21 protein-coding genes are annotated in these 20,801 nt (G+C 53.1%); 3 read left to right on the plus strand and 18 right to left on the minus strand.

Translation table 11 applies throughout. From position 1 onward, the window contains the following. Positions 1–158 precede the first annotated feature (158 nt). From QJ48_RS24935 to QJ48_RS24965, 7 genes are all read right to left on the minus strand, one after another. The gene (locus tag QJ48_RS24935) at positions 159–677 is read right to left on the minus strand and encodes a hypothetical protein (protein ID WP_054976127.1); all 519 of its coding nucleotides are present in this window, start codon (positions 675–677) and stop codon (positions 159–161) included. Positions 678–688: 11 nt separating this feature from the next. Beyond that, on the minus strand, positions 689–1,336 hold the full coding sequence (locus tag QJ48_RS24940) for a trimeric intracellular cation channel family protein (RefSeq protein WP_054976128.1): 648 nt from the start codon (positions 1,334–1,336) through the stop codon (positions 689–691). 6 nt (positions 1,337–1,342) lie between these two features. Further along, the gene (locus tag QJ48_RS24945; protein ID WP_054976129.1) at positions 1,343–2,422 is read right to left on the minus strand and encodes a Gfo/Idh/MocA family protein; all 1,080 of its coding nucleotides are present in this window, start codon (positions 2,420–2,422) and stop codon (positions 1,343–1,345) included. Between the two features lie 134 nt (positions 2,423–2,556). Beyond that, a complete protein-coding gene (locus QJ48_RS24950; RefSeq protein WP_054976130.1) occupies positions 2,557–3,216 on the minus strand; it encodes a response regulator transcription factor in 660 nt (219 codons plus the stop codon). Then, on the minus strand, positions 3,217–4,605 hold the full coding sequence (locus QJ48_RS24955; protein WP_157261751.1) for a HAMP domain-containing sensor histidine kinase: 1,389 nt from the start codon (positions 4,603–4,605) through the stop codon (positions 3,217–3,219). A gap of 21 nt (positions 4,606–4,626) precedes the next feature. Then, positions 4,627–5,010, minus strand: a complete 384-nt coding sequence (locus QJ48_RS24960) for a kinase-associated lipoprotein B (RefSeq protein ID WP_063858162.1) — start codon at positions 5,008–5,010, stop codon at positions 4,627–4,629. A 46-nt stretch (positions 5,011–5,056) separates the two neighbouring features. Next, complete coding sequence (locus QJ48_RS24965) at positions 5,057–5,437, minus strand: thioredoxin family protein (protein WP_082420671.1); 381 nt, start codon at positions 5,435–5,437, stop codon at positions 5,057–5,059. 95 nt (positions 5,438–5,532) lie between these two features. Between QJ48_RS24965 and QJ48_RS24970 the strand changes: the two genes are divergently transcribed. Continuing rightward, positions 5,533–5,757, plus strand: a complete 225-nt coding sequence (locus QJ48_RS24970; RefSeq protein ID WP_054976131.1) for a hypothetical protein — start codon at positions 5,533–5,535, stop codon at positions 5,755–5,757. 105 nt (positions 5,758–5,862) lie between these two features. Here QJ48_RS24970 and QJ48_RS24975 read toward each other — a convergent pair whose 3' ends face one another. The 3 genes from QJ48_RS24975 to QJ48_RS24985 all read right to left on the minus strand — a co-directional run bounded on the left by QJ48_RS24975 (position 5,863) and on the right by QJ48_RS24985 (position 10,640). Further along, a complete protein-coding gene (locus QJ48_RS24975; RefSeq protein WP_054976132.1) occupies positions 5,863–7,476 on the minus strand; it encodes an ABC-F family ATP-binding cassette domain-containing protein in 1,614 nt (537 codons plus the stop codon). Between the two features lie 153 nt (positions 7,477–7,629). Continuing rightward, positions 7,630–9,546 carry an ABC-F family ATP-binding cassette domain-containing protein gene (locus QJ48_RS24980; protein ID WP_054976133.1) on the minus strand — a complete coding sequence of 639 codons (1,917 nt, stop codon included), beginning with the start codon at positions 9,544–9,546 and terminating at the stop codon, positions 7,630–7,632. Positions 9,547–9,578: 32 nt separating this feature from the next. Continuing rightward, on the minus strand, positions 9,579–10,640 hold the full coding sequence (locus QJ48_RS24985) for a M42 family metallopeptidase (protein ID WP_054976134.1): 1,062 nt from the start codon (positions 10,638–10,640) through the stop codon (positions 9,579–9,581). Positions 10,641–10,726: 86 nt separating this feature from the next. Between QJ48_RS24985 and QJ48_RS24990 the strand changes: the two genes are divergently transcribed. Next, on the plus strand, positions 10,727–11,056 hold the full coding sequence (locus QJ48_RS24990; protein WP_054976135.1) for an ASCH domain-containing protein: 330 nt from the start codon (positions 10,727–10,729) through the stop codon (positions 11,054–11,056). A gap of 133 nt (positions 11,057–11,189) precedes the next feature. After that, positions 11,190–11,621, plus strand: coding sequence for a DUF2269 family protein (locus QJ48_RS24995; RefSeq protein WP_054976136.1), 432 nt, complete (start codon positions 11,190–11,192; stop codon positions 11,619–11,621). A 24-nt stretch (positions 11,622–11,645) separates the two neighbouring features. Here the strand turns inward: QJ48_RS24995 and QJ48_RS25000 are convergent, their stop codons facing one another. From QJ48_RS25000 to QJ48_RS25035, 8 genes are all read right to left on the minus strand, one after another. Then, the gene (locus QJ48_RS25000; protein ID WP_054976137.1) at positions 11,646–11,936 is read right to left on the minus strand and encodes a Dabb family protein; all 291 of its coding nucleotides are present in this window, start codon (positions 11,934–11,936) and stop codon (positions 11,646–11,648) included. A gap of 48 nt (positions 11,937–11,984) precedes the next feature. Further along, positions 11,985–13,544: an ABC-F family ATP-binding cassette domain-containing protein gene (locus QJ48_RS25005; RefSeq protein ID WP_054976138.1), complete on the minus strand. Its 1,560-nt coding sequence runs from the start codon at positions 13,542–13,544 to the stop codon at positions 11,985–11,987. A gap of 72 nt (positions 13,545–13,616) precedes the next feature. After that, complete coding sequence (locus QJ48_RS25010) at positions 13,617–14,513, minus strand: PP2C family serine/threonine-protein phosphatase (protein ID WP_054976139.1); 897 nt, start codon at positions 14,511–14,513, stop codon at positions 13,617–13,619. A 3-nt stretch (positions 14,514–14,516) separates the two neighbouring features. Continuing rightward, positions 14,517–16,181: a DUF6382 domain-containing protein gene (locus tag QJ48_RS25015; protein ID WP_054976140.1), complete on the minus strand. Its 1,665-nt coding sequence runs from the start codon at positions 16,179–16,181 to the stop codon at positions 14,517–14,519. Between the two features lie 37 nt (positions 16,182–16,218). Next, entirely contained in the window at positions 16,219–16,743 is a 525-nt protein-coding gene (locus QJ48_RS25020) for a prepilin peptidase (protein WP_063858161.1), read from the minus strand. Positions 16,744–16,745: 2 nt separating this feature from the next. After that, on the minus strand, positions 16,746–17,405 hold the full coding sequence (locus QJ48_RS25025; protein WP_054976141.1) for a TadE/TadG family type IV pilus assembly protein: 660 nt from the start codon (positions 17,403–17,405) through the stop codon (positions 16,746–16,748). Between the two features lie 9 nt (positions 17,406–17,414). After that, complete coding sequence (locus tag QJ48_RS25030; RefSeq protein WP_237763052.1) at positions 17,415–19,700, minus strand: hypothetical protein; 2,286 nt, start codon at positions 19,698–19,700, stop codon at positions 17,415–17,417. 30 nt (positions 19,701–19,730) lie between these two features. Next, positions 19,731–20,672, minus strand: a complete 942-nt coding sequence (locus tag QJ48_RS25035) for a hypothetical protein (RefSeq protein ID WP_237763053.1) — start codon at positions 20,670–20,672, stop codon at positions 19,731–19,733. Positions 20,673–20,801: the final 129 nt, after the last annotated feature.

A 20,801-nucleotide genomic window follows, 5' to 3' on the forward strand; every position in this document is an offset into this window, starting at 1 on the left:
GCCGCACGCGCTTTGCAGCAGCAAGCACCCGGTCACTGCGAGCAGAAGCAGCCCCTTTCGGCATTTCACGGTGTTCATCCTGTCGTGTCCCTCCTGTAGACGTGCCCTCGTAAGGCTCACGCTTAGGATGAATCACCCGCCGGAAAATATGCGCAACGTTACTTCTTTTCGCTATCGTCGGGATTTAACCGCTCCAGCAGCTCGCGGATTTTTTGTTCCGATACGTCTCCCGCTTGCTTAAAGAGCGCTAGCTGCTCCGCGATGTCGCGTCCGATCGCTTCATGCTCGGCTTCCGCCGCCGCATAGCCAGGATCGAACCATACATAATCGCCTTCGGGACCATTGCGCAGGAACGGCTTGCTCCAGTAGGCCGGATAATCGTAAGGCGCTTCCCCGAATAAAAACCCGAGCACGTCGTCGCTTTCCAGCGGCATCAAATGATGAAACGATTCTTCCTGTACAGCCTCCGGTCCCGCCGGAATCGCGGCCAAATTCCGGTGCAAGTAGGCGTAATGCAGGTAATGCTCCCCCGTCGCCTTGTCTTTGGCGATTTCATACAGTTCAAGCGCATCTTCTTTCAACACGCGAACGGAGTCGAGCCGCTCCCCGATTTCTTCGCCCGGGATACGTTTCCGGCTGCTCCAGGACGCGTTCGGATCGTTTGCTTCCGACATCATGCCAAGCCCCCTCAGCTTTCTTTGAGCGGCCGTTCCTCATTAAGCCGCAGCGTACGCCGCGGCAGCCGCCATTTATACAGCACCGACAGCATCCGCAATATAACGATAATCGCAAATAGACCGAGCAGCGGCCACGATCCTTGGAACCAGCCGATCCCGATCAGAAATCCCGCCAGCATGCCCCAAACCGCATAAATCTCGTCGCGCAATACAACCGGCTTCCGTCCGGCCAGCACGTCGCGGATGATCCCGCCGCCGATTCCGGTCATCATCGCCGCGACGATGACGGCGCTCAGCGGAGCTTGCATCTGGACCGCATACAGCGCGCCTTGAATCGAGAAAGCCGCCAAGCCGACAGCGTCGAACAAAGATTCCCACGTTTTCCAACGGCGAATCCAACTGACCGGAACGATAAAAACAAGAAACGCCGCGATGAGCGCCGTTTTCAAGTAAAGTCCCTGCGTCCAAAGCGTGTTGACCGGAATGCCGATCAGCAAGTTCCGGACAACCCCGCCGCCGAACGCCGTCACAAACGCCAGCACAAAAACGCCCAGAATATCGTACTCTTCTTCCATGGCAACGACCGCGCCGGAAATAGCGAACGCGATCGTGCCGATAATACTGAATAATTGCAGATTCACTTGAAGCAGATCATCCATAGGGGTTTAATCCAAGCTCCAATCCAGCGTAACGAGTTGACCTGTGCGGGACGACTCATAGATCGCTTCCAATACTAAGCTGTTGGTCAGCCCCGACATCGCAGATGTAAGCGGCTCGCGGTGCTCCCGGATGCAGTCCAGGAAGTGGCGGCTCATACGCTGGCGAGGCCCTTCATCGTTCGAATCCACCGTCAGCTCCACGTCGGCGGTCCGTTCGAACAGCTCGGTATGAAGCGTTCCTCTTCCTGCGCGCAGGGAAGCGCCCCCTTCGGACCCCATCAGGTAAATGTAAGGCCCGTTATCGATAAAATCGGTATTGGCCGCCCAGCTTACATCAAGCGACAGTGTGCTGCCGTTATCCAGCTTGATAAGAGCGGTCGCCAGATCTTCAACGTCATAAAAGCCGTTCCAATCCGGCTTGCCCCAAGTGCCGATGCCGCGCTTCTTCGGCCCGAACTCGGCATACGTCGTCCCGAAGACGGAGACCGGCTTCGGACTGCCCATCAAGTGCAGCGACAAATCCAGCATATGCACGCCGATATCGATCAGCGGTCCGCCGCCGGATTTATGCATTTGCGTAAACCAAGTGCCCCAGCCCGGAATTCCTTTGCGACGCAGCCAGCCGGTTTTGACATTATAGATGCTGCCGAGCGCGCCTTTATCGATTTGTTCCTTCACCTGCATATTAAGCGATTCCCAACGCATCTGATGCGACATCATCAGCACTTTGCCCGACTTCAGGTGCGCCTTGACAATTTCTTTGGCGGAAGCTGCGTTAACGGCCATCGGTTTTTCAAGCAGAACGTGCTTGCCGGCTTGAAGCGCTTCGATGGCGATCGGTGCATGAGCATCGTTCGGGACGGCTACAATGACCGCGTCCACGCCCGGGTCCTGCAGCAACTCCTGATAGGTTGCGTAAACGTTTGGAATGTTATATTCCTTCGCCCGCGCGATAGCCATAGGCTGGTATACGTCCGTTACGGCCGTTACGACAGCGTCCGGGATTTGCAAAAATTCCTGAATATGTACGTTGCCGATGTTGCCGGCGCCGATGACGCCGATTTGTATTTTGTCGTTTGCGCTCATGCGTTAGGCTCCTTCGCTGACGGTTTTCTATGTTCTCAAACAGTTCCACTATACCACAAACTTCGTGCAAGGTGTAACGCAAAAAGCGGCGTCCTTCCGGTTTTTACGCCTGTGGCAGCCGCTTTTCGGGCAGCTTACAGAATGCCCATATCTTTTGCTTTTTGAGCCGCTTCCTTGCTGCTTTTCCCGCCCAATTTCTTCAAAATGTTCCCAACGTGCACTTTTATTGTCCGGATCGAGACAACGAATTTGTCGGCGATCTGCGTTTGGGTGTGCCCTTTTTCGATCAGATCGAGCACTTGAATTTCGGTCGGCGTCAGCAAATTTTTAAGCTCTCTTACCCGCACCTCGTGCTCAAGCTGCTTCAGGCGGCGGAACTCTTCCCGCATCTGTGCAGCGACGCTCGGGTGGATGGAACTCCGGTTGGCGTACGCGTTGCGGATCGTCTGCGGAATTTCCGTGAAGTTGGACTTCACCATATAATCGACGGCGCCGGCCTTGAACGCTTCGAAGATGATTTCTTTCTCCTCCATTGAAGAAAGCATCACGACGCGGGCCCCGCTGCACTTAACGATTTCCGCTGCGGCCCACAGTCCCTCCGGACTGTCGGACATCATAACGTCCATCAGAACGACATCCGCTTCCGTCTTCTCCAGCAGCTCGACAGCCGCTTCACCGGACGAAGCCTGACCCACCACTTCGATATCCGGCTCCCTCTGCAAGTAGCTGTGCAAGCCGCGCAGCCAGTCCGGATCGTCCTCGACAATGACGACGCGAATCGCAGGATGCTCCATTCAAATTAACTCCCTTCCCGCCGGAAGCCGCTTTTGCTTCGAAAACTGCATGAAGACGCTAGTTCCTTGGCCCGGCTTGCTGTGAATGTTCATGGTGCCTTTATGCTTCTGAACTATAGTATAACAATAAGACAGTCCCAAGCCGAAGTTCATTTTTTTACCGCTTTTGGTCGTATAGAACGGATCGAAGACGCGTTTGAGCTGCCCCTTGTCCATTCCGGGGCCCGTGTCCTTCACTTCCACAACGACTTTGCGCTTCGTTTCCATCAAACGTACGGTCAAGACGCCTCCGTCCGGCATCGCTTCAATAGCATTCGTCAGCACGTTGGTCCACACCTCGGTCAGCTGCGCCCGGTCGGCGGCAATCCGCTCCTCCGTCAAATACTGCTCGCGAACCTCGACCTTATGCAGCTCCGGAGACAGCGTGCGAATGCAGTCCCTCATCAGCTCGCACGGGTCCATTTCCTCCAGTTGAAGCTTGATCTCCTGGGTTTGTCCTTGAATCCGGTAGATCATATCGTAAATATGCTGCGAAGCGGACAAAATGACTTCCATATCCTGCACCACTTGAGCCGGATCCGTTCGTCCGGCTGCCGCCTCGGATTTGATTTTGTCGCCGAACAACCGGATTTTGCCGACATCGTTCTTGATCGCATGGTTCAAAATCGATGTCCCGGACGTAATCGCGCGCAGCGTATAATCAAGCTTCTGGTTTCGTATCGAGATTTGCAGACCCATGAATCCGTAGCGGAAGCTCGATCCGACAATGATGGCCAGGGTGAGTGCAATCACCCAGATGTTATAGCGCCACCATTCGTACACACCGAAAAAGGTAGGCAGCAAATAAAGCGTAAACAAAGCGAATACCAGCGTCGGCGCTGCCGCTAGCGTCGTCAGCATCCGGCTGCGGCGGAGAAACGAATTTTTCTCCTTCAGCAGCGCCATGATCAATAAAACGGCGCCTGTCGCAATATACGGCGCCGCCCAAGGGGTGACAAAGTAATAAGGGATCGGATCGCCGGGTTTCGGTTCGAGCACGAAGGAAAAAGCAGGAAGAACCACCAGCGCCCACGGAATCCATCGTTTCCACGGCCACACCGGATAATCCGGGTAGTAAACGATTGCGAACATCAAAAACGTATAAGGCAAGCCGAAGTAGCACATCAGCGAACTGGCGAGCTCGGCTTTGGCAAGCAGCACCGCAACAGGCATCGTCAGCAGGCCGCGGTCAAACAAATAAGGCACGAGATCATCCGCAATCACCGCCGACAATCCCCCGCAGCCGCCAGTAAAGGCGATGCTGCTGATCCATTGTGTCGTCGCCCGCTTCGGATCGGTGACGATCAGGAGAAGCCCGATCGTCCATAGGCCGATAAAAACAAACAGCATGACAACCCGATCCCTTCCGTCTTAAGCGTACTCTCCCTCGAGCCGGTCCAATTCTTCGAGACATCGCTCGGCCCAGCGAACCGTCCGCTGCAGCTGCTCGCGCTCCTGCGCCAAGGCTTGCCGCAGCGATTCGCGGTATTCCGGAACCGTCCCTTGGTACGGCCGGACCGTGTTTGGCTGCATAAGCGCAATCTCCTGATAGGCTAGCGCGCGCCGCTGATGGAAAAACGCCACATCCGGGTCCATCGGATTGTGCAAATCTCCTTGCGTCGGGTGTTTTACGACTGCGGCAATCTTGACGGCGACTTTACCGGTAGGCGACAGCTCGACAACCTCGCCGATGTAATCACCTGTTTTGTAGGAAGCCCGGACCATCGTTCCGGGAGTTAGCATGGATTCCAGCATCGTATAGATACGACTCCCTTCCTTGTTAAAAGTTTGAATGGCCTCATCAGCCATTTGTAGTAATGTTCATCCAGCGGTGCAGCTCCTGCACGTCGTCGAACCGGTATTTCTTACCCGCCACCGTCCGGCGATTCCAACGCACCAGACACGGCACGCTTTCAATTTGCCAATTCCGTGCCAGAACCGGCGAGAAATTAATATTGCAGCGGCCAATGGCAATCTGCGGATTCAACGCCGCGACGACTTCGAGCATTCTCTCGCCTACCTTGCACGTGCCGCACAGCGGAGTGTAGAAGAATACGTACCGGGGCTCCGAATGAGCCAAGCGGCCTCCGGCCACGTTTTCCGGGAATTCCGGTTCTACGGCTTCGGTCGGAGCGGCCGGCCATGCGAGCAAGTCTTTTTCCGACCATTCGACGAGCGTCATGATTCCAATCCCTCCCCTACATATTTGCTTATTGCTTCCAGAGGGACCTATCCGGTAGAATGGTACTATCCAGGGTATAGGGCAGGTGTTAAACAATGTCGGACACAACGAACCAAAATTCGAATGAGCAGCCGCAATCCGCCGGTGAGCCTAAAAAAGTCAGCTTGGCGGACGCGATTAAAAACAAGCTCGCACAAAAAAAGAAAGCCCAGCATGACGCTAAAGCCAATGGCCAGCAGCGTGCCGGAAACGCATCGGTAATGAAAAGCCAAAACAACAAAAAGCCGAACAACCAACGCCGGCGTACCGGCGGAAGCTAACCGGCCGCGTTTGGAAAAGAAGGATGAGCACAGCCTTTTCAGGCCTGCGGCTCATCCTTTTTTAAATTATCGGAACGGCTGGATCTTGCAAGCTTGGGATGGAAATTAAGCGTACAACAGTTCGCGCTGCTTCTTAATCTCGTCGTTTTCCAAGTATTCGTCGTAGGTGATGACCTTGTCGATCATGCCGTTCGGCGTAATTTCGATAATCCGGTTTGCCACGGTTTGCACGAATTGATGGTCATGGGATACGAATAACATCGTACCGTCGAAATCCATCAGCCCGTTGTTCAGCGCCGTGATCGATTCCAAATCCAAGTGGTTGGTCGGCTCATCCAGAATCAGTACGTTGGCGCCGCTCATCATCATTTTGGACAGCATGCAGCGTACTTTTTCGCCCCCGGACAGCACGCTTGCTTTCTTCAGCGCTTCTTCGCCGGAGAACAGCATGCGGCCCAGGAAGCCGCGGATGTAGGACTCGTCTTGATCCTTGGAGTATTGGCGCAGCCAGTCGACCAGGTTGATGTCCGTATCGAAATAAGCCGAGTTGTCTTTCGGGAAATACGCTTGCGTCGTCGTCACGCCCCAGCTGTACTCGCCGGCATCGGCTTCCAGCTCGCCCATCAGCACTTGGAACAACGTCGATTTAGCGATCCCGTTCGGGCCGACGAGTGCGATTTTGTCTCCTTTGTTCACAGTAAAGCTGATATTGTTCAAGACCAGTTGGCCGTCGATCGATTTGCTGACCCGGTCCACTTGAAGCAATTGCTTGCCCGCTTCCCGCTCCGGCGTAAATTTGATGAACGGGTACTTCCGGGTCGACGGCTTGATATCTTCGAGCGTCAGCTTCTCCAGCAGCTTCTTACGCGAAGTCGCCTGCTTTGACTTGGAGGCGTTCGCGCTAAAGCGCTGAATGAACGTTTCGAGCTCTTTGCGCTTCTCCTCGACCTTCTTGTTAGCCTCGCGTTGTAGCTTCAAAGCCAGCTGGCTGGACTCGTACCAGAAGTCGTAGTTGCCGACGTACATCTGGATTTTGCTGAAGTCGATATCCGCAATGTGCGTACACACCTGGTTCAGGAAGTGACGGTCATGGGATACGACAATGACGGTGCCTTCATATCTGGCAAGGAAATTTTCAAGCCAGTTGATCGATTCGATGTTCAAATGGTTCGTAGGCTCGTCAAGCAGCAAAATGTTCGGGTTGCCGAACAACGCCTGCGCCAGCAAGACGCGGACTTTTTGGTTGCCGTCGAGTTCTTTCATTTTGACATCGTGCAGGTCTTTGGAAATGCCAAGACCGATCAACAGCTCCGCCGCGTCCGATTCCGCCTGCCAGCCGTCCAGCTCCTGGAATTCCCCTTCCAGCTCAGCCGCACGCATGCCGTCCTCTTCGGAGAAATCCGGTTTTGCGTACAGCGCGTCTTTCTCCTCCATGATTTGGAACAAGCGTGCATGTCCCATCATGACCGTTTTGAGTACATCCACTTCGTCATATTCGAAATGGTTCTGCTTCAGAACTGCCATGCGCTCGCCCGGAGTGATGCTCACTTCGCCTTTGTTCGGCTCCATCTCGCCGGACAAAATTTTCAGGAATGTCGATTTGCCCGCTCCGTTCGCGCCGATCAAACCGTAGCAGTTACCGGGTGTAAACTTAATGTTTACATCCTCGAATAGTGCCCGTTTACCGTATCTTAAGGTGACTCCTGTTACCGTAATCATCTGTTTAAAACCTACTTTCGCGATAGAATAAAGCGATCAGCCCGTGTAAAGCCGCTTCCAAACGTATATTATAGCATAAATTGGCGCGTCTTCCCACTGGATGTTATTTTTTGTTCCGCCCAAATCGGCCAGCCGCACCGATGAAACGCTTCGTTACTTGTTTTGTGCGATACGCTCTACCAGCTCGGACAGCTCGGTCCAGCGGTCCATCGCTTCCTCCAGCCGCTGTGTCAGCTCCTGCTCTTCCTGGAACAGCTCTTGCGCTTTCGTATAATCGCTGCCCGCGTTCTCGATATCTTGCTTGACCTGCGCCAAGCGATCCTCGAGCCCGGCAATTTTATCCTCGATTTCGTCCCATTCTTTTTGCTCCTTGTAGGAAAGCTTGCGGGGACGGTTCGATTCGCGCTGCTGCACCGGCGCGGTTTCGACTGCCGCTTTGGATTCGCGCCGCTCCTCCGCTGCCGCCTGCTTTTCGCTTCGGGACGCTTCCAAATATTCCGTATAATTGCCGAAAAACCTTCGGATGCGGCCCTCCCCTTCGAACACAAACAGGTGATCCGCCGTCCGGTCCAGAAAATAACGGTCATGGGATACGGTGATGACCACGCCTGGAAAATCTTCCAGGTACTCTTCCAAGATCGTCAACGTCTGGATATCCAGATCGTTCGTCGGCTCGTCCAGCAAAAGCACGTTCGGTTCGCCCATCAACGTGCGCAGCAGATACAACCGGCGCCGTTCGCCTCCGGACAGTTTGCCGATCGGCGTCCATTGCTGGGCTGGCGTAAAGAGGAAGCGCTCGAACATTTGCGCCGCCGTAACCGATTCGCCGCTGGAGGTTCGCACCACCTCGGCCGCTTCCTTAATATAGTCAATCGCCCGCTGCTTCTCGTCCATCTCGACGCTTTCCTGCGTGTAGTAAGCCAGTTTCACCGTCGGTCCGGTTACGATGGAACCCGCATCCGGCTCCAGTCGGCCGGCCAACATGTTCAAAAACGTCGATTTACCGGTCCCGTTCGGTCCGATAATGCCGATGCGATCTTCAGGCAAAACGATATAGTTGAAATTGTCGACGATTTTACGCTGCTCGAACGATTTGCTGACATCTTCCAGCTCCATGATCTTTTTGCCGAGCCGGCTCGCACTCAGCGAAATGTCCAACTGTGCGGCGGGTCCGTCCACCTTGCGGTCACGCAGCTCGATAACACGCTCCACACGCGCTTTTTGTTTCGTCGTCCGGGCTTTAGCGCCCCGCCGAAGCCACGCCAGCTCTCTGCGCAGCAGGTTTTGCCGCTTGTCTTCCTCCGCGGCTTCGCGCTCCAGCCGCTCGGCCTTTTTCTCCAGAAATGCCGCATAATTGCCCTCGTAGCTGTACAGCTTGCCGCGGTCCAGTTCGAAGATTCGGTTCGTCACCCGATCTAGAAAATACCGGTCATGCGTCACGAGCAGCAGCGCGCCTCGCCACTTCGCAAGAAATTCTTCCAGCCACTGCACCGTTTCATGGTCAATATGGTTGGTCGGCTCGTCCAAGATGAGCAGATCCGCCGGTTGAATGAGCGCCCGAGCCATCGCGACGCGCTTGCGCTGCCCGCCGGAAAGCGTACCGACCTTTTGGCCGAAATCGCGGATGCCTAGACGGGTCAGCACAGTCTTAGCTGTCGTGAAGGCGTCCCATGCGCCTGTCGCATCCATGCGCTGCTGCGCGGCGAACAGCTTCGCCTGCCGTTTCTCGTCCTCAGGGGCAAGCTGTAGCTCGGCAAGCGCCCATTCGTATTCCCGCAATGCCTGCATCATCGGCGTATCGCCGTAAAACACCTGCTCAAGCACGGTCGAGTCGGAATCGAACGACGGGTTTTGCGGCAAATACTCGACATGGAAGTGGTTTGCATGGATGAGCTTTCCCCGCTCCGTCGATTCGAGTCCGGCCATGACTTTCAGCAGGGTCGATTTGCCCGTGCCGTTCACGCCGACGAGCCCGATCCGTTCTTTCTCGTTGATCTGAAAATGAATGCCGTCAAATAAAACTTTCTCGCCGTAGCTTTTATATAAATCTTCTACCGTAATGATGTTCAAGCGGATTCAAGCCTCCTCGCCGTTGCTTGCGTTTATTGATTGCCGTAAGGTTCGGCGGGCTCCGTCACGTAAGCGGCAAGCAGCGAAGCCGTATGCCGCACGGCGTCCTTATGCGTCCGCTCCATCGCGTGGGAAGCGTGAACGCCCGGGCCGATCAAAGCGGCGCGAATGTTGCTTCCTCCGCGAAGCGCAGCGGAAGCATCCGACATGTACTGCGGGTAAATATCGACCGCGTAGCTCAGTCCGTCGCGCTTCGCCAGCTCGATCAGCTTCGACGTCATCGCGTAATCGTAAGGCCCGGACGAATCTTTGGCGCAGATCGAGACGTCGAACTCCGTACAATTCAGATCTTCTCCCATTGCGCCCATATCGACCGCGAGCACTTCGCTGATGTCTCCCGGTATCCAAGCCGAGCCGTGGCCGACCTCTTCATATACGCTGATCATAATCTTAAGCGTGCAGGATGGTACGATAGCCTCGCGCTTAAGCAGTTCAAGCAGCCCGAACAGGGCGGCAACACCCGCTTTATCATCCAGGTGGCGGGATTTGATAAAGCCGTTCGTTTTGAACTCGGTGCGCGGGTCAAAGGAAATGATATCTCCAGGAGCAATACCGAGCGCTTTGACATCGTCCGCCGACTTGACCGGTTCGTCCAAACGCACCTCCATAACCGCTTCTTCCCGCTTCAAATCTCGCGCATCCGGAAAGACATGCACCGAAGGCTTGGTCGTCAGGATCGTGCCGTCGTAGGTTCGTCCGTCACGGGTATGCACGCGGCAGTATTCGTTTTCGACGGAACTCATCATGTAGCCGCCGATCAACGTGAACCGCAGCGTGCCGTTGCTCTTAATCGAACGTACCATCGCTCCAAGCGTATCGACATGACCGAACAAGCCGATCACCCGGTCCTTTTGCCGGCCTTCGACTGTTATAATCCCGCAGCCCTTAGGCGTGAAGCTGATCGGGTACCCCAGCTTTTCCGCTTCGGCGGCCAGCTTGCCCATAATTTCGCTGCAAAAACCGCTCGGGCTTGGCGTCGAGAGCAGCATATCCAGCACCTGCATCATATACGTTTCGTTTATATCCCATTTCATAGGATCTGCCTCCGTTCGTTTGCTTCTCTAAAAAATTTAAGGTAAGCTACGGAATGGATCTATTAACCAAGGAGGTACAAATCAACATGACTCAACCATTGCCGCCAAAAACCTGTAGTATCGACCGTCTGGTCACCGTTCAAGAAGACATCGACAAAGTGCTCCGCGGAGAAAAAACGGCTACCCGCCGCAACGGACGTTACGCCGATCCGGGCGAAATCATGGAGTTGAACGGCCACCGTTTTGAAGTGATGAACGTTTATCAGCAGTCGCTCGGAGAGCTGACCGACGAGCACGCAAAGACGGAAGGATACGAGACGGTCGAGGCCTACAAAAATTACATTTTATCCCTGCATGCAGGCATGCCGTGGCTTCCGCACATGAAGGTGTGGGTCCACGAATTCCGCGCCGTGTAATACGGCAAAAACAGTGTAGCCTCGGTACTGCCGCGGCCTCCCCGGCCAAGCCGGGTCCGCTTGCTGCAGGTGCCTTTGCTACACTGTTTCTTTTCTTTACGATTTTCAGCTACCGTTGTGGAGGTTGTTGACCATGTATTCCTGGCTCGTATTCATTCATGCCGTCAGTGCCATGGTATCGATCGGACCGTTCTTCGTGTTGATACCGATGCTTCGCAGGTTAAAAACCGCCGATGGCAATCTGCTGCACTCCTACCTCGATTCCTTCCGCTTCGTCGTTCGTTTGTCCAAGCATGCCGGACACGTGCTCGTCGCTACCGGGCTGCTTCTGATGTGGCTTGGCAGCTGGCCATGGATGACCCCGTGGATTTTCGGCACGTTCGTCGTCCTGTTCGCGTCGCTGTTGTTCATGGCCCGTGCGTTCTCTCCGACGATCCGTAAGCTGCGCGAACCGGAACACGACCGTCAGGCGCTTCTCCGCAAGCTTAGCCGGTCGCTTTATTTATATTTGTTCGTCTTGTTCGTCATGCTGTGGCTCATGATCATGAAACCGATGTTATGGTGACACCTTTTGGAAGCTAGTCCGGAATCAGCTTTGGAAATCGACGCAAATGCTGGTTCCGTCAAGCACTTGCTTCATATGTGCCTTCACTTCTTCATGCACCGGATGCGTATCGTACGTTTTCAAGTCTTCGAGGGAATCGAATTTCGTAATCAGCGCAATATCGTAGGAACGTTCCAAGTGAAGCACGTCCATTCCGACTTCCAGATGGCGAAGCACTGGAATTTTCCCTTCCATGTTCGCCAGAACGTCATACGTGCGCTTGACCGCTTCCGGGCTGCGATCTTTTAATTTGAACAATACGATATGAGTAATCATCGATTCCAGTCCCCTTTTCAAAATCGAATTTGTCGGCTTCTTCTGTCCTTACCTGCCTGCTTTGGCGGCGGACCATTCCTCGACGTCCCACACCTTCGTTACCCAATCCTCGTAAAAATCGGGCTCGTGGCATACAAGTACGATCGTGCCTTTATATTCCTTCAGCGCTCGTTTCAGCTCATCCTTAGCCGCTACATCCAAGTGGTTCGTCGGTTCGTCAAACGCAATCCAGTTGCTCTCGTGCATCAACAGCTTGCACAGCCGAACCTTCGCCTGCTCGCCCCCGCTCAAGCTGCTCAGCGGCCGGGTGATGTGCTCGTTTTTAAGCCCGCACCGGGCTAGCGCTGCCCGAACTTCATGCTGATTCATATGCGAAAATTCATTCCATACATCGTCGATTGGCGTCAAATTCGGCGCTTTCACTTCCTGCTCGAAATAAGAAGGGTACAGAAAGTCGCCCAAAAACGTCGATCCGCCAAACGGCTGGATTTTGCCCAAAATCGTCTTCAACAGCGTCGATTTCCCGACTCCGTTACATCCCACGACAGCAATTTTATCGCCGCGCTCAATCGTGACGTTCATTTTGGGCAGAAGTGCATGGGAATAGCCGATTTCCAGGTCTTTGCCCTCAAATACTATGCGTCCGCTTGCCCGCGATTCCTTGAACACGAAGGTCGGTTTTACCGCCTCCTCAGGACGGTCGATCCGCTCGATGCGGTCAAGCTGCTTTTGACGGCTTTTTGCCCGGCCCGACGTCGAATAACGCGCTTTGTTGCGCTGAATGAAATCTTCCTGCTTCTTGATAAACTCCTGCTGCTTCTCATAAGCATCGATATGCTGTTGTTTATTGATATCTGCCATCTGCAGAAATTTTTCGTAGTTAGCGGTGTAACGCGTCAGCTTGGCAAACTCAAGATGATAAATGACGTTTACAACCTTGTTCATAAACTCGGTATCATGGGAAATGAGCATGAAGGCGTACGGATAGTTTTGCAAATAGTCCGTCAGCCAGTCGATATGCTCGACGTCCAGGTAGTTGGTCGGCTCGTCGAGAAGAAGCACCGTCGGCTGTTCCAGCAGCAGCTTGGCCAGCAGTACCTTCGTCCGTTGTCCCCCGCTAAGCTGTGCCACGTCGCGGTCCAATCCGATCGCATCAAGCCCCAGACCATTCGCCATCTCCTCAACTTTTACGTCGAGCAGATAAAAGCCGCTGTTTTCCAATCGGTCTTGAATCTCGCCCATTTGCTCGAGCAGCAGCTCCAATTGGTCCGGGTCGGCGTTGGCCATCTGTTCGGTGATCCCATTGAGCTCCTGTTCCAGTTCAAATAAAGGCAGAAAAGCGTCCTTGAGCACTTCGCGGACCGTTTTCCCAGGTGTCAGCTTCGTATGTTGGTCCAAATAGCCATAATTTACTTTGGGGGTCCATTCGACTTTCCCCGAATCCTTCAATAAATTTCCGGTCAAAATATTCATCAGCGTCGATTTGCCGACGCCGTTGGCACCTACCAATCCAACATGCTCTCCTGGAAGCAGGCGAAACGAAACATTTTTAAACAATACCCTGCCACCAAAGCTGTGGCTCAATTCTTCCACCGTCAACAAGCTCATGTAATTTCGGAATCTCCTGTCTATGAAAATAATTCGCGCTCGACAATTCATTATAACATCAGTAGGCGCAAGTTATCCAGATGATAGACTTGACAGGAGCTTGCAGCCGCAGCGATAAAGTCTTCGGAGCCATAATCCGCAGTATAATCGCAGCCGCTCTTTTGCGTTTTTCTTCCCCGTCACAGGCTTGAGCAAAACAACACTGATATTATCATCGGATTTTCGCTGCAGCGCCTTTGTTAGCAGCAAGTCGCACATTTCCTGCAGGTCGCTTCCCTTCCCGTTCGCCGTACGCAGCAGCGCGGCAATGGATCTGGGCAGAAACCGGTCATGAAATCCGTCGCTGCTCAACAAAAATAATGTGCCCGGTGCGTAGTATCCCGAGCGGATGTAAACGTCAGGCCGTTCCCCCATGCCGAGCGAATGAAGCAGCACGTTGCGCTTTGGATGACTTCGTGCGCGCCGTACAGACATTCGCCCGCGGCGGACTTGGGCCGATACCCATGTGTGATCACGGGTCAACCGCTTGCATCGGCCTGCCGGCGATAATCGGTAAATGCGGCAATCTCCGACATGTGCTATGAAGTAGACGGCATCCGTCAATAATAAGAGCGTCAATGTCGTACCGAGACGGCCGCGACTGCCCCGCCCCGTGTCGACCAACTCCCTGTGAACGGCAAAAAACCATGCTTCCGCCTCGCGTTCCAATCTTGTCAGATTATCTCCTGCAGAAAGCAAAGCGGGAACCTTGGCGTCAAGCCACTCTTTCAACCGACGAATGGCCAACTCGCTGGCTTGTGCGCCGTCCTCCGAGCCGCCCATCCCGTCGGCGAGCGCGGCTGCGGCATACGGAACGCCTTTCACTGTCTGTCCCACTCGCAGCAGCGAGCGGTCTTCGTTAATTGTACGGAACCATCCCGTATGCGTAGCGGATCCATATTGAAAATGGACGGCAATCGTCGGTTTCACTTGTTAGAACCCCATTTTAAACGTAAATTCGGTCGATACGATCTTAACTATATCACCTTCCTTCAACCGATGCACCCGGTAAGGCACCAATGATTCGCCATTGACAGTGGTTCCGTTTCGCGATCCTAAATCTTTAACGGCATAGCCTTCGTCATCCTTTACAAATTCGGCATGCAAGCGAGATACGCCCGCTTCCTCGTTCACCCAATCCGCTCCCGCTCCAGCGCGTCCGATGACGAAGCTGTTTTTATGGAGCTGTATTTGCTCCCTGGCACCATTGCGAAAAACCTCCAAGCATGCGCATAAACGGTCCGAAGGACGAGGCGCTTTGCCAAGAAAGACCGTTGCGTCCTGCGGCGCTAACAGCGTCGTTCGCATCGAGAGGTCCGAGGATTGGGGCTGTATCTCATTAGGCTGTGCCTCTCCATCTGACAATTGGCTGTACCCGGTCGCCGGAGAAAAAATCGGGTCCTGCTCCATGGAACGTTCCGCGTCCGGAATAACCGGATCTCCCGGAGCGGCAAAACGAATCGGCGATGGCGACGCCAATCCGACGCGACTCATAAAGCTTGCCTGGTCCCCGCGATCCGGCTCAGGCAATTTTTCGTTGTTGGGCTTAAAGGTCAAACCCGGTGCACCCTGTTTCGGCGCCTCGCTTGAAGTCTTTGCCATTCTGAGAAACAGCACCAAGGCTCCCGCCGTGAAGATCAGAGTCAAACCGATACACATCCAGAGCATGGTGTCGCTCGGATCGTCAAGATAAATTTTCCAAACGAAGCACCATACGAGAACAGTAAGTAAAATAATGAACAATTGCTTCTTACGGGATTCAGGCCTCGCTTTGGCTGCTGCTTCGGTCTTGGACATTCCGGACTCAGTCGAACGCTGTGGCTGGGACGCTACGGGTATCTGTCCGCCAACCGGCTCATACACCGAATACTCGTTGCGCACCGCTCTCGGGGGATCGATAAACGGCTGCTCCGTACTATGAAATAACGCAGACTCCGGATGAACGGAAGCTCTGAAAGCATGCTGTGGCGGAGCCGTCATTCCGGCGAGTTCCGATCCTGCGGGTGACACATGCTGTAAAAGACCGATTTGCTTCAAGAGCAGTTGTTTAAGCTCGGGCAAATTGAAAGCTTCCTCCTGCAAATAACGCATCAGCTCTTGAAATCCGCTTCCCTGGAGCTCGATTACCCGGTGAATCAAACGCGACGCCAAATGTTGGAGATCTGAAGAAACCGAACCCTTTCCATCCAAATGTTCCTTAGGGATGTAAGTTAAATACAAATCTTGAAAACCGGCTCCGCAATAAATATATTCCTCCTTTAAGACGTATCTGCCGGGTTGGAGCATATATACCTTGCTGTCGTCGAGCACTTCGACAATATGCAGCAGCAGCGCATAATATTGGGCGAGCGAAAGCTTCTCCATTCGCAGCCAGTGGCTGAGCATTCGTTTGCCGGTAATGGCATAATACAGGCATACATCTCCGTTCCTTGCCTCTACCTGAACTTCGAGCAGCCGCGGAATCCGGTTAGCCGACAGCATATTGACTTGAAAGCTCGAGAGGTCTTGCTGCTTCATCCCGGTCGGTGAAGAAAGTACCATAAAATGGCCATTTCGGTTGTCGAAATCGACTTTCAGGCCGTAAAGCTGCTCGTCCAATGCCATTCTCCTTTTCTTTTATTTTCCATTTATCTCATTAAATACCTATTACTTCCCATTGAAAGATCGTAATCATAACGCCCGGCAGCACTGCCCACATGAATGGAAAACGGAGCCGGCCGTCAGATGCCGGATCGGACTTTAATACAGACAGCTTGCGGAACGCGGCGAGCTGAATGAGCACAAATCCCGCATGGGTCAGCCGTTGAACGCCGTCGCTTCGCCATAGCAGCACAAGCAGCGCGATCAGACCGGCACATATGAGCGAGGCTGCCATGGCGTAGAGAGAGAACACCGCCCCGGTAAAAGCTCCCAACGCAGCAAACAGCTTGACATCTCCAGCCCCCACTGCACGAAGCACATATAACGCAAGCATCGGAGCAAAGCCGCAGGCAAGTCCCGCAGCGGAAAACGCCAGTCCGTTCCAACCGGTCGTAGCCAAATGAAAAATCAATCCGGAGATTGCTCCCGTCACGGTAAGCCAATTCGGAATTTTTTGTTTCGTGATATCCGTAACGAACGCAACGGCCAGCATTACCGCAGCAAACCAAATACCCAGCATGCTTATCCCCCTATCCATGCGCGCTCCTGCGCTTTTTTTCGAAGTATGACGGTTTTCTTAAAAAAAGGGACTGAGAACGTGTACTCGTACTGCGCTTCGATAACAACATAAGCCTTCTCACGGCTATCAAAGTTTGGAAAATGAAGCGAGGTTACTTTGAATTTACGTCGATCAAGGTTTCCCATGTCCGCAAACGATGCAATAATTGGCGTGGCCGCCTCCGCGACCTTCTGTTCGACCTTTTGCTTCGCTTCATCCTTTGCCGAGCTGCCAAGCGCCTCCAGCTGTTCTCTTCGCTCTTTTTCCCAAGCGACCAAACGAACCATAGGCTCAGGAATCCATTTACCATAGTCCTCCACGAATTGTTCGGAATCGATAACCGTCTGTCTGGCCGTCTCCAGTTGAGTGACCACGTTCCCCAGCCAAGCACTGGCTTGGCTATTCTGCCACCGCGCTTGCCCCTGTCGGTACAACAGTTCAACCGGGTACATGTTTGTAGCAATGACTTTAGCTGATTCCGAGACGGCCGACTGCAGAGCCATCTCAGCTAAAGATACGCGAATAAACGCAATCAGCAGCAGAAGAAATGCCAGAAATAAGGGCATCACGAGCGCGGCTTCAAGAGTGATGCTTCCTCTCTGCTCTTTCGTCCATCGCAACATACTGGCCTCCTAATATGTAAAGTCTGCCGTTTTAGTCATCCGGCAGCGGTTGCCGCTTACCTCGCAGCCAGAGAACCCGCTTTTCCCTACCAGCTTCATGACAGCCGGTAAAAACCAGAGCCGATATGAGGTTGAAACACCACCGGAAACATATGTAGTCATTTCATAAAGCTTCTGTTTTGTGTTCAATTCGATCAACGCCTGCATCCGGGATAACAAAACCGATTCACGGCTATGAAGCAGAAGGAATAATCTCAAATAATCTTTATATCCTAGCGTGATTACTCCGCTCAGCTTCTGAGACAGTGGCACCTGCTCGCCTTGAACAAGCTTCATCATGTCCGCTTGTGCCCGAATTGCGCCTTCTGTCACCGCAGCCAGCAAGACGAGAAGCGGCGAACCGGCGGCAAGCACTTCGTTGCGCGGCTCAAGCAGCGCTTCGGTCGTTCCGATCGCCAGCCGTACGGCGAACATCTCCACGTACGCCGACGAATAATTGCCGCTGCAAGTATTCGAACCGTAAATTAAATATTCAACTTCCTGATTGGTTAATCCATGGCTTGCGGGATTGGACAGCTCTTTGGATGTTTTGGGCCGGCCGAAAGCATCTTTCTCCAAGCCAAGTGTCCGGTAGCTGAATTTGCTGACTGCAAATTCATCGATATAAAACTCGTCCCGCACATCCGTCAACACCCCTTCCAGTGCAGAAACCAGCTTCAAAGAGCTGGACCCGGCCTGATCCGGTGTTTTCAAATTAACAGTCGATACAGGAGAAATTGCCCCAGCAGCCTGGTTCATTTCCAAATACGTCTGATAGAAGCCTTTGCTGCCAGCCGTCTTCGGATCGCCCTGAAGCTTGCGGTAGCTCTCCTCATACGGATCGACATTCGATACAAGTGAGCAGTTGCCGATCGTACGCCGAAACTCGTCCAGAATCGGCTGCGCTTTGGCCCTTTGCTCCCGCTTAGCCGCCGCCGTCGCTTTATTTTTGCTCTGACGCTCGATTTGCGACTTATTCTGTTTGGTGTACCATTCATCCACTTTCGTTTTGAAGCCGTTCAACGCCGTTGAGGTCGTAGAATATTTTTGCTTCGTAAACATGAGGTTATCTTCAAGCTGAACTCGTACGCTGGAAAACTGGGCTATCGCCGTTCCTACTCCCGCTTCCCACTGTTCCAGTTCCTGACGGTCAATTAAATGCACAAAGTTGAAAACATCCTCGGCCTTTAGCTGCCGACCCGAACCGTTTGGCTGCCGGACCTTGCTGATTTCGGCATTCAAATCATCGTTTGCTTTTTTAGTCAGCTTCATCGCTTCCAAGAACGCATCCTTATGTTTGGAGAGCGCCGCATCATCGAGCGCTGCCTCGCCTTTCAGCAATCCAAACAAAGCGGCATATTTGGTAAAATCGTCCAACAGCTGTTGGAACTCTGCTACTTTCTGCGCCACTTCCGACGCTTGACGTTGCAATTCGTTTTTCGTCTGATTCAGCTGCCGGATCGAATCGGCGGCACCTATGCCGCCTTGGATCAAAGACATGATCGAACCGTCGATTTGCTTTATTTGGTCGTTTAGCGCCTTCAACGTGGCTTGCGCGGACTGCAGTGAGGCCCGTATATTTTCCAGCGTATGGATGCCGATTTTCTCGCTTAAGGTATTCAAATCGCGAAGCTGCGTATCGTAATGCGGATGCAGCACTTCAGATTTTTGACGTATCGCTTGAAATGCTTCCCAAGCTTCATCCAATCTACGATCGCGTTCCTCCAGCAGCGCTTCCACTTTAACCGCATTTTCGGCGAATTTCGAAGCTTGATTCAATTGGGCATCGAGCCCTGTTTTTTTGAATTTGTCGGTCAGTTCAAGCGCGTAAATCATCGGAGCCCGGTATTTCATCTCCTCCAATATTTGCTGCTTAAAGATGGTATGACTGGATAAGGCGAAGATCGGTGTCACCTTAGCCGAATCCTCCTCCAAACGCTGATCAATAAAACGGAATTGACCAGGCTCCGCAGCGCCGGACAAATTGCCGGCCACCGTTTGCTTGAAAATTTCGTTCCCCTTGCTGCCAGTCAGATCCGTACCAAACAATCCATAGGCTGCCAGCTCCGGAGAAAAAGCGGAAAGTGTCGAGCGAACCCCGGATTTTACGGCATTCTCGGCTTCCTTATCCGCTGTCTTCCATCTCGCGACATCGATCAGCAGCCCGCAGAGCAGAAACAAAGGAACAAAAATGATGATCAAGTAGATGGATACGGCACCGCTTTGTTCCTTCCATAGCTTTAGCAACCTCCTCAAACATTCACCTCCGGATTCCCCTACTTTCCATTACTCATGAAACACGACTACAATTCCTTTTTGTTCCAGTTCCCGTTTTAACCCATGGGTCAGCTTCATTTTATCGTTCTTCGAGACCTTGAAAAAATGCCATACCACGCCTCTAATTTCAGTACCCTGCATCAGCAGTTCCACGTCTTTTGACATCTGCTCTCGCAAATTTTTTTCATTAAAGGTGTAATAAGCCTGATGTGCCACACCGGAAGAGTCCAAGGCATCGACAACCCGGACGGTTTCTGGAGTCAAGTTAACTTTTTTGCTCACCCCACCCACCAAGCCACGCAAATGCTCTGCAGCTTCACTTTCAGAGGTGATTTTTACGGGTTCTTTAACCGAGGTTTTCGGGTCGACCATCGTTTTCAGCGCATCCTTCGGCTTGATTCGCCCTTGGATTTCACTGATAAAGGTTCGCGTCAGATCCGTCAGCCGGATCGTTTCGATCGGGTCAATCACGTAAGATTTGGACGAAGTTTCAATATCAGCCTCTTTGCCCCACCATTTCCGTGCCAGGGAAGGAACGTGAAACTTTTTTTCCAGGGCGACGCGAACGTAGCGCAGAAAACCATAATTCGTATAATCGATCTCTCCACGAAGCTGCTCGGGCAGGTTGCCTGCCGCTCGGGAAAGTTTGCCTGTCGGACCATTTTGACCGGCTGCTTGCCCGGATGAAGGAAGTTGAACGGAAACAGGAGCAATAGGAAGCAGGAAGCTGAACAAATTCATCACGTGGTCGTTCGTCAGCCGCCAGTACAAGCCATCCGTTTGCCCCAACCCAACCGATCCGGTCACCGGATCTTTTCTGCCGTTGTCCCAAATATAAGCCGTCCGATCTGCCGTCAATGCCGCCGTATAATGAACGGAAGCTTGCTGATAGACAAACAGCGATAAGAAAATAAGCAGCAAAGTCGCGATTAAAATGATCGGCAGCGTCAAGGACGCTTCAATCGTAAATTGACCGGAATGACCGACAAAGAATCGGCGGACCGATATAACAAACATCCGTTTATGGATAAATCTCATGAACACTGTCATGTCATCATACCAAGGTCAGGGTGTGCCTAA

Source organism: Paenibacillus sp. A3, assembly GCF_001399685.1.
Taxonomy (GTDB): domain Bacteria; phylum Bacillota; class Bacilli; order Paenibacillales; family NBRC-103111; genus Paenibacillus_G.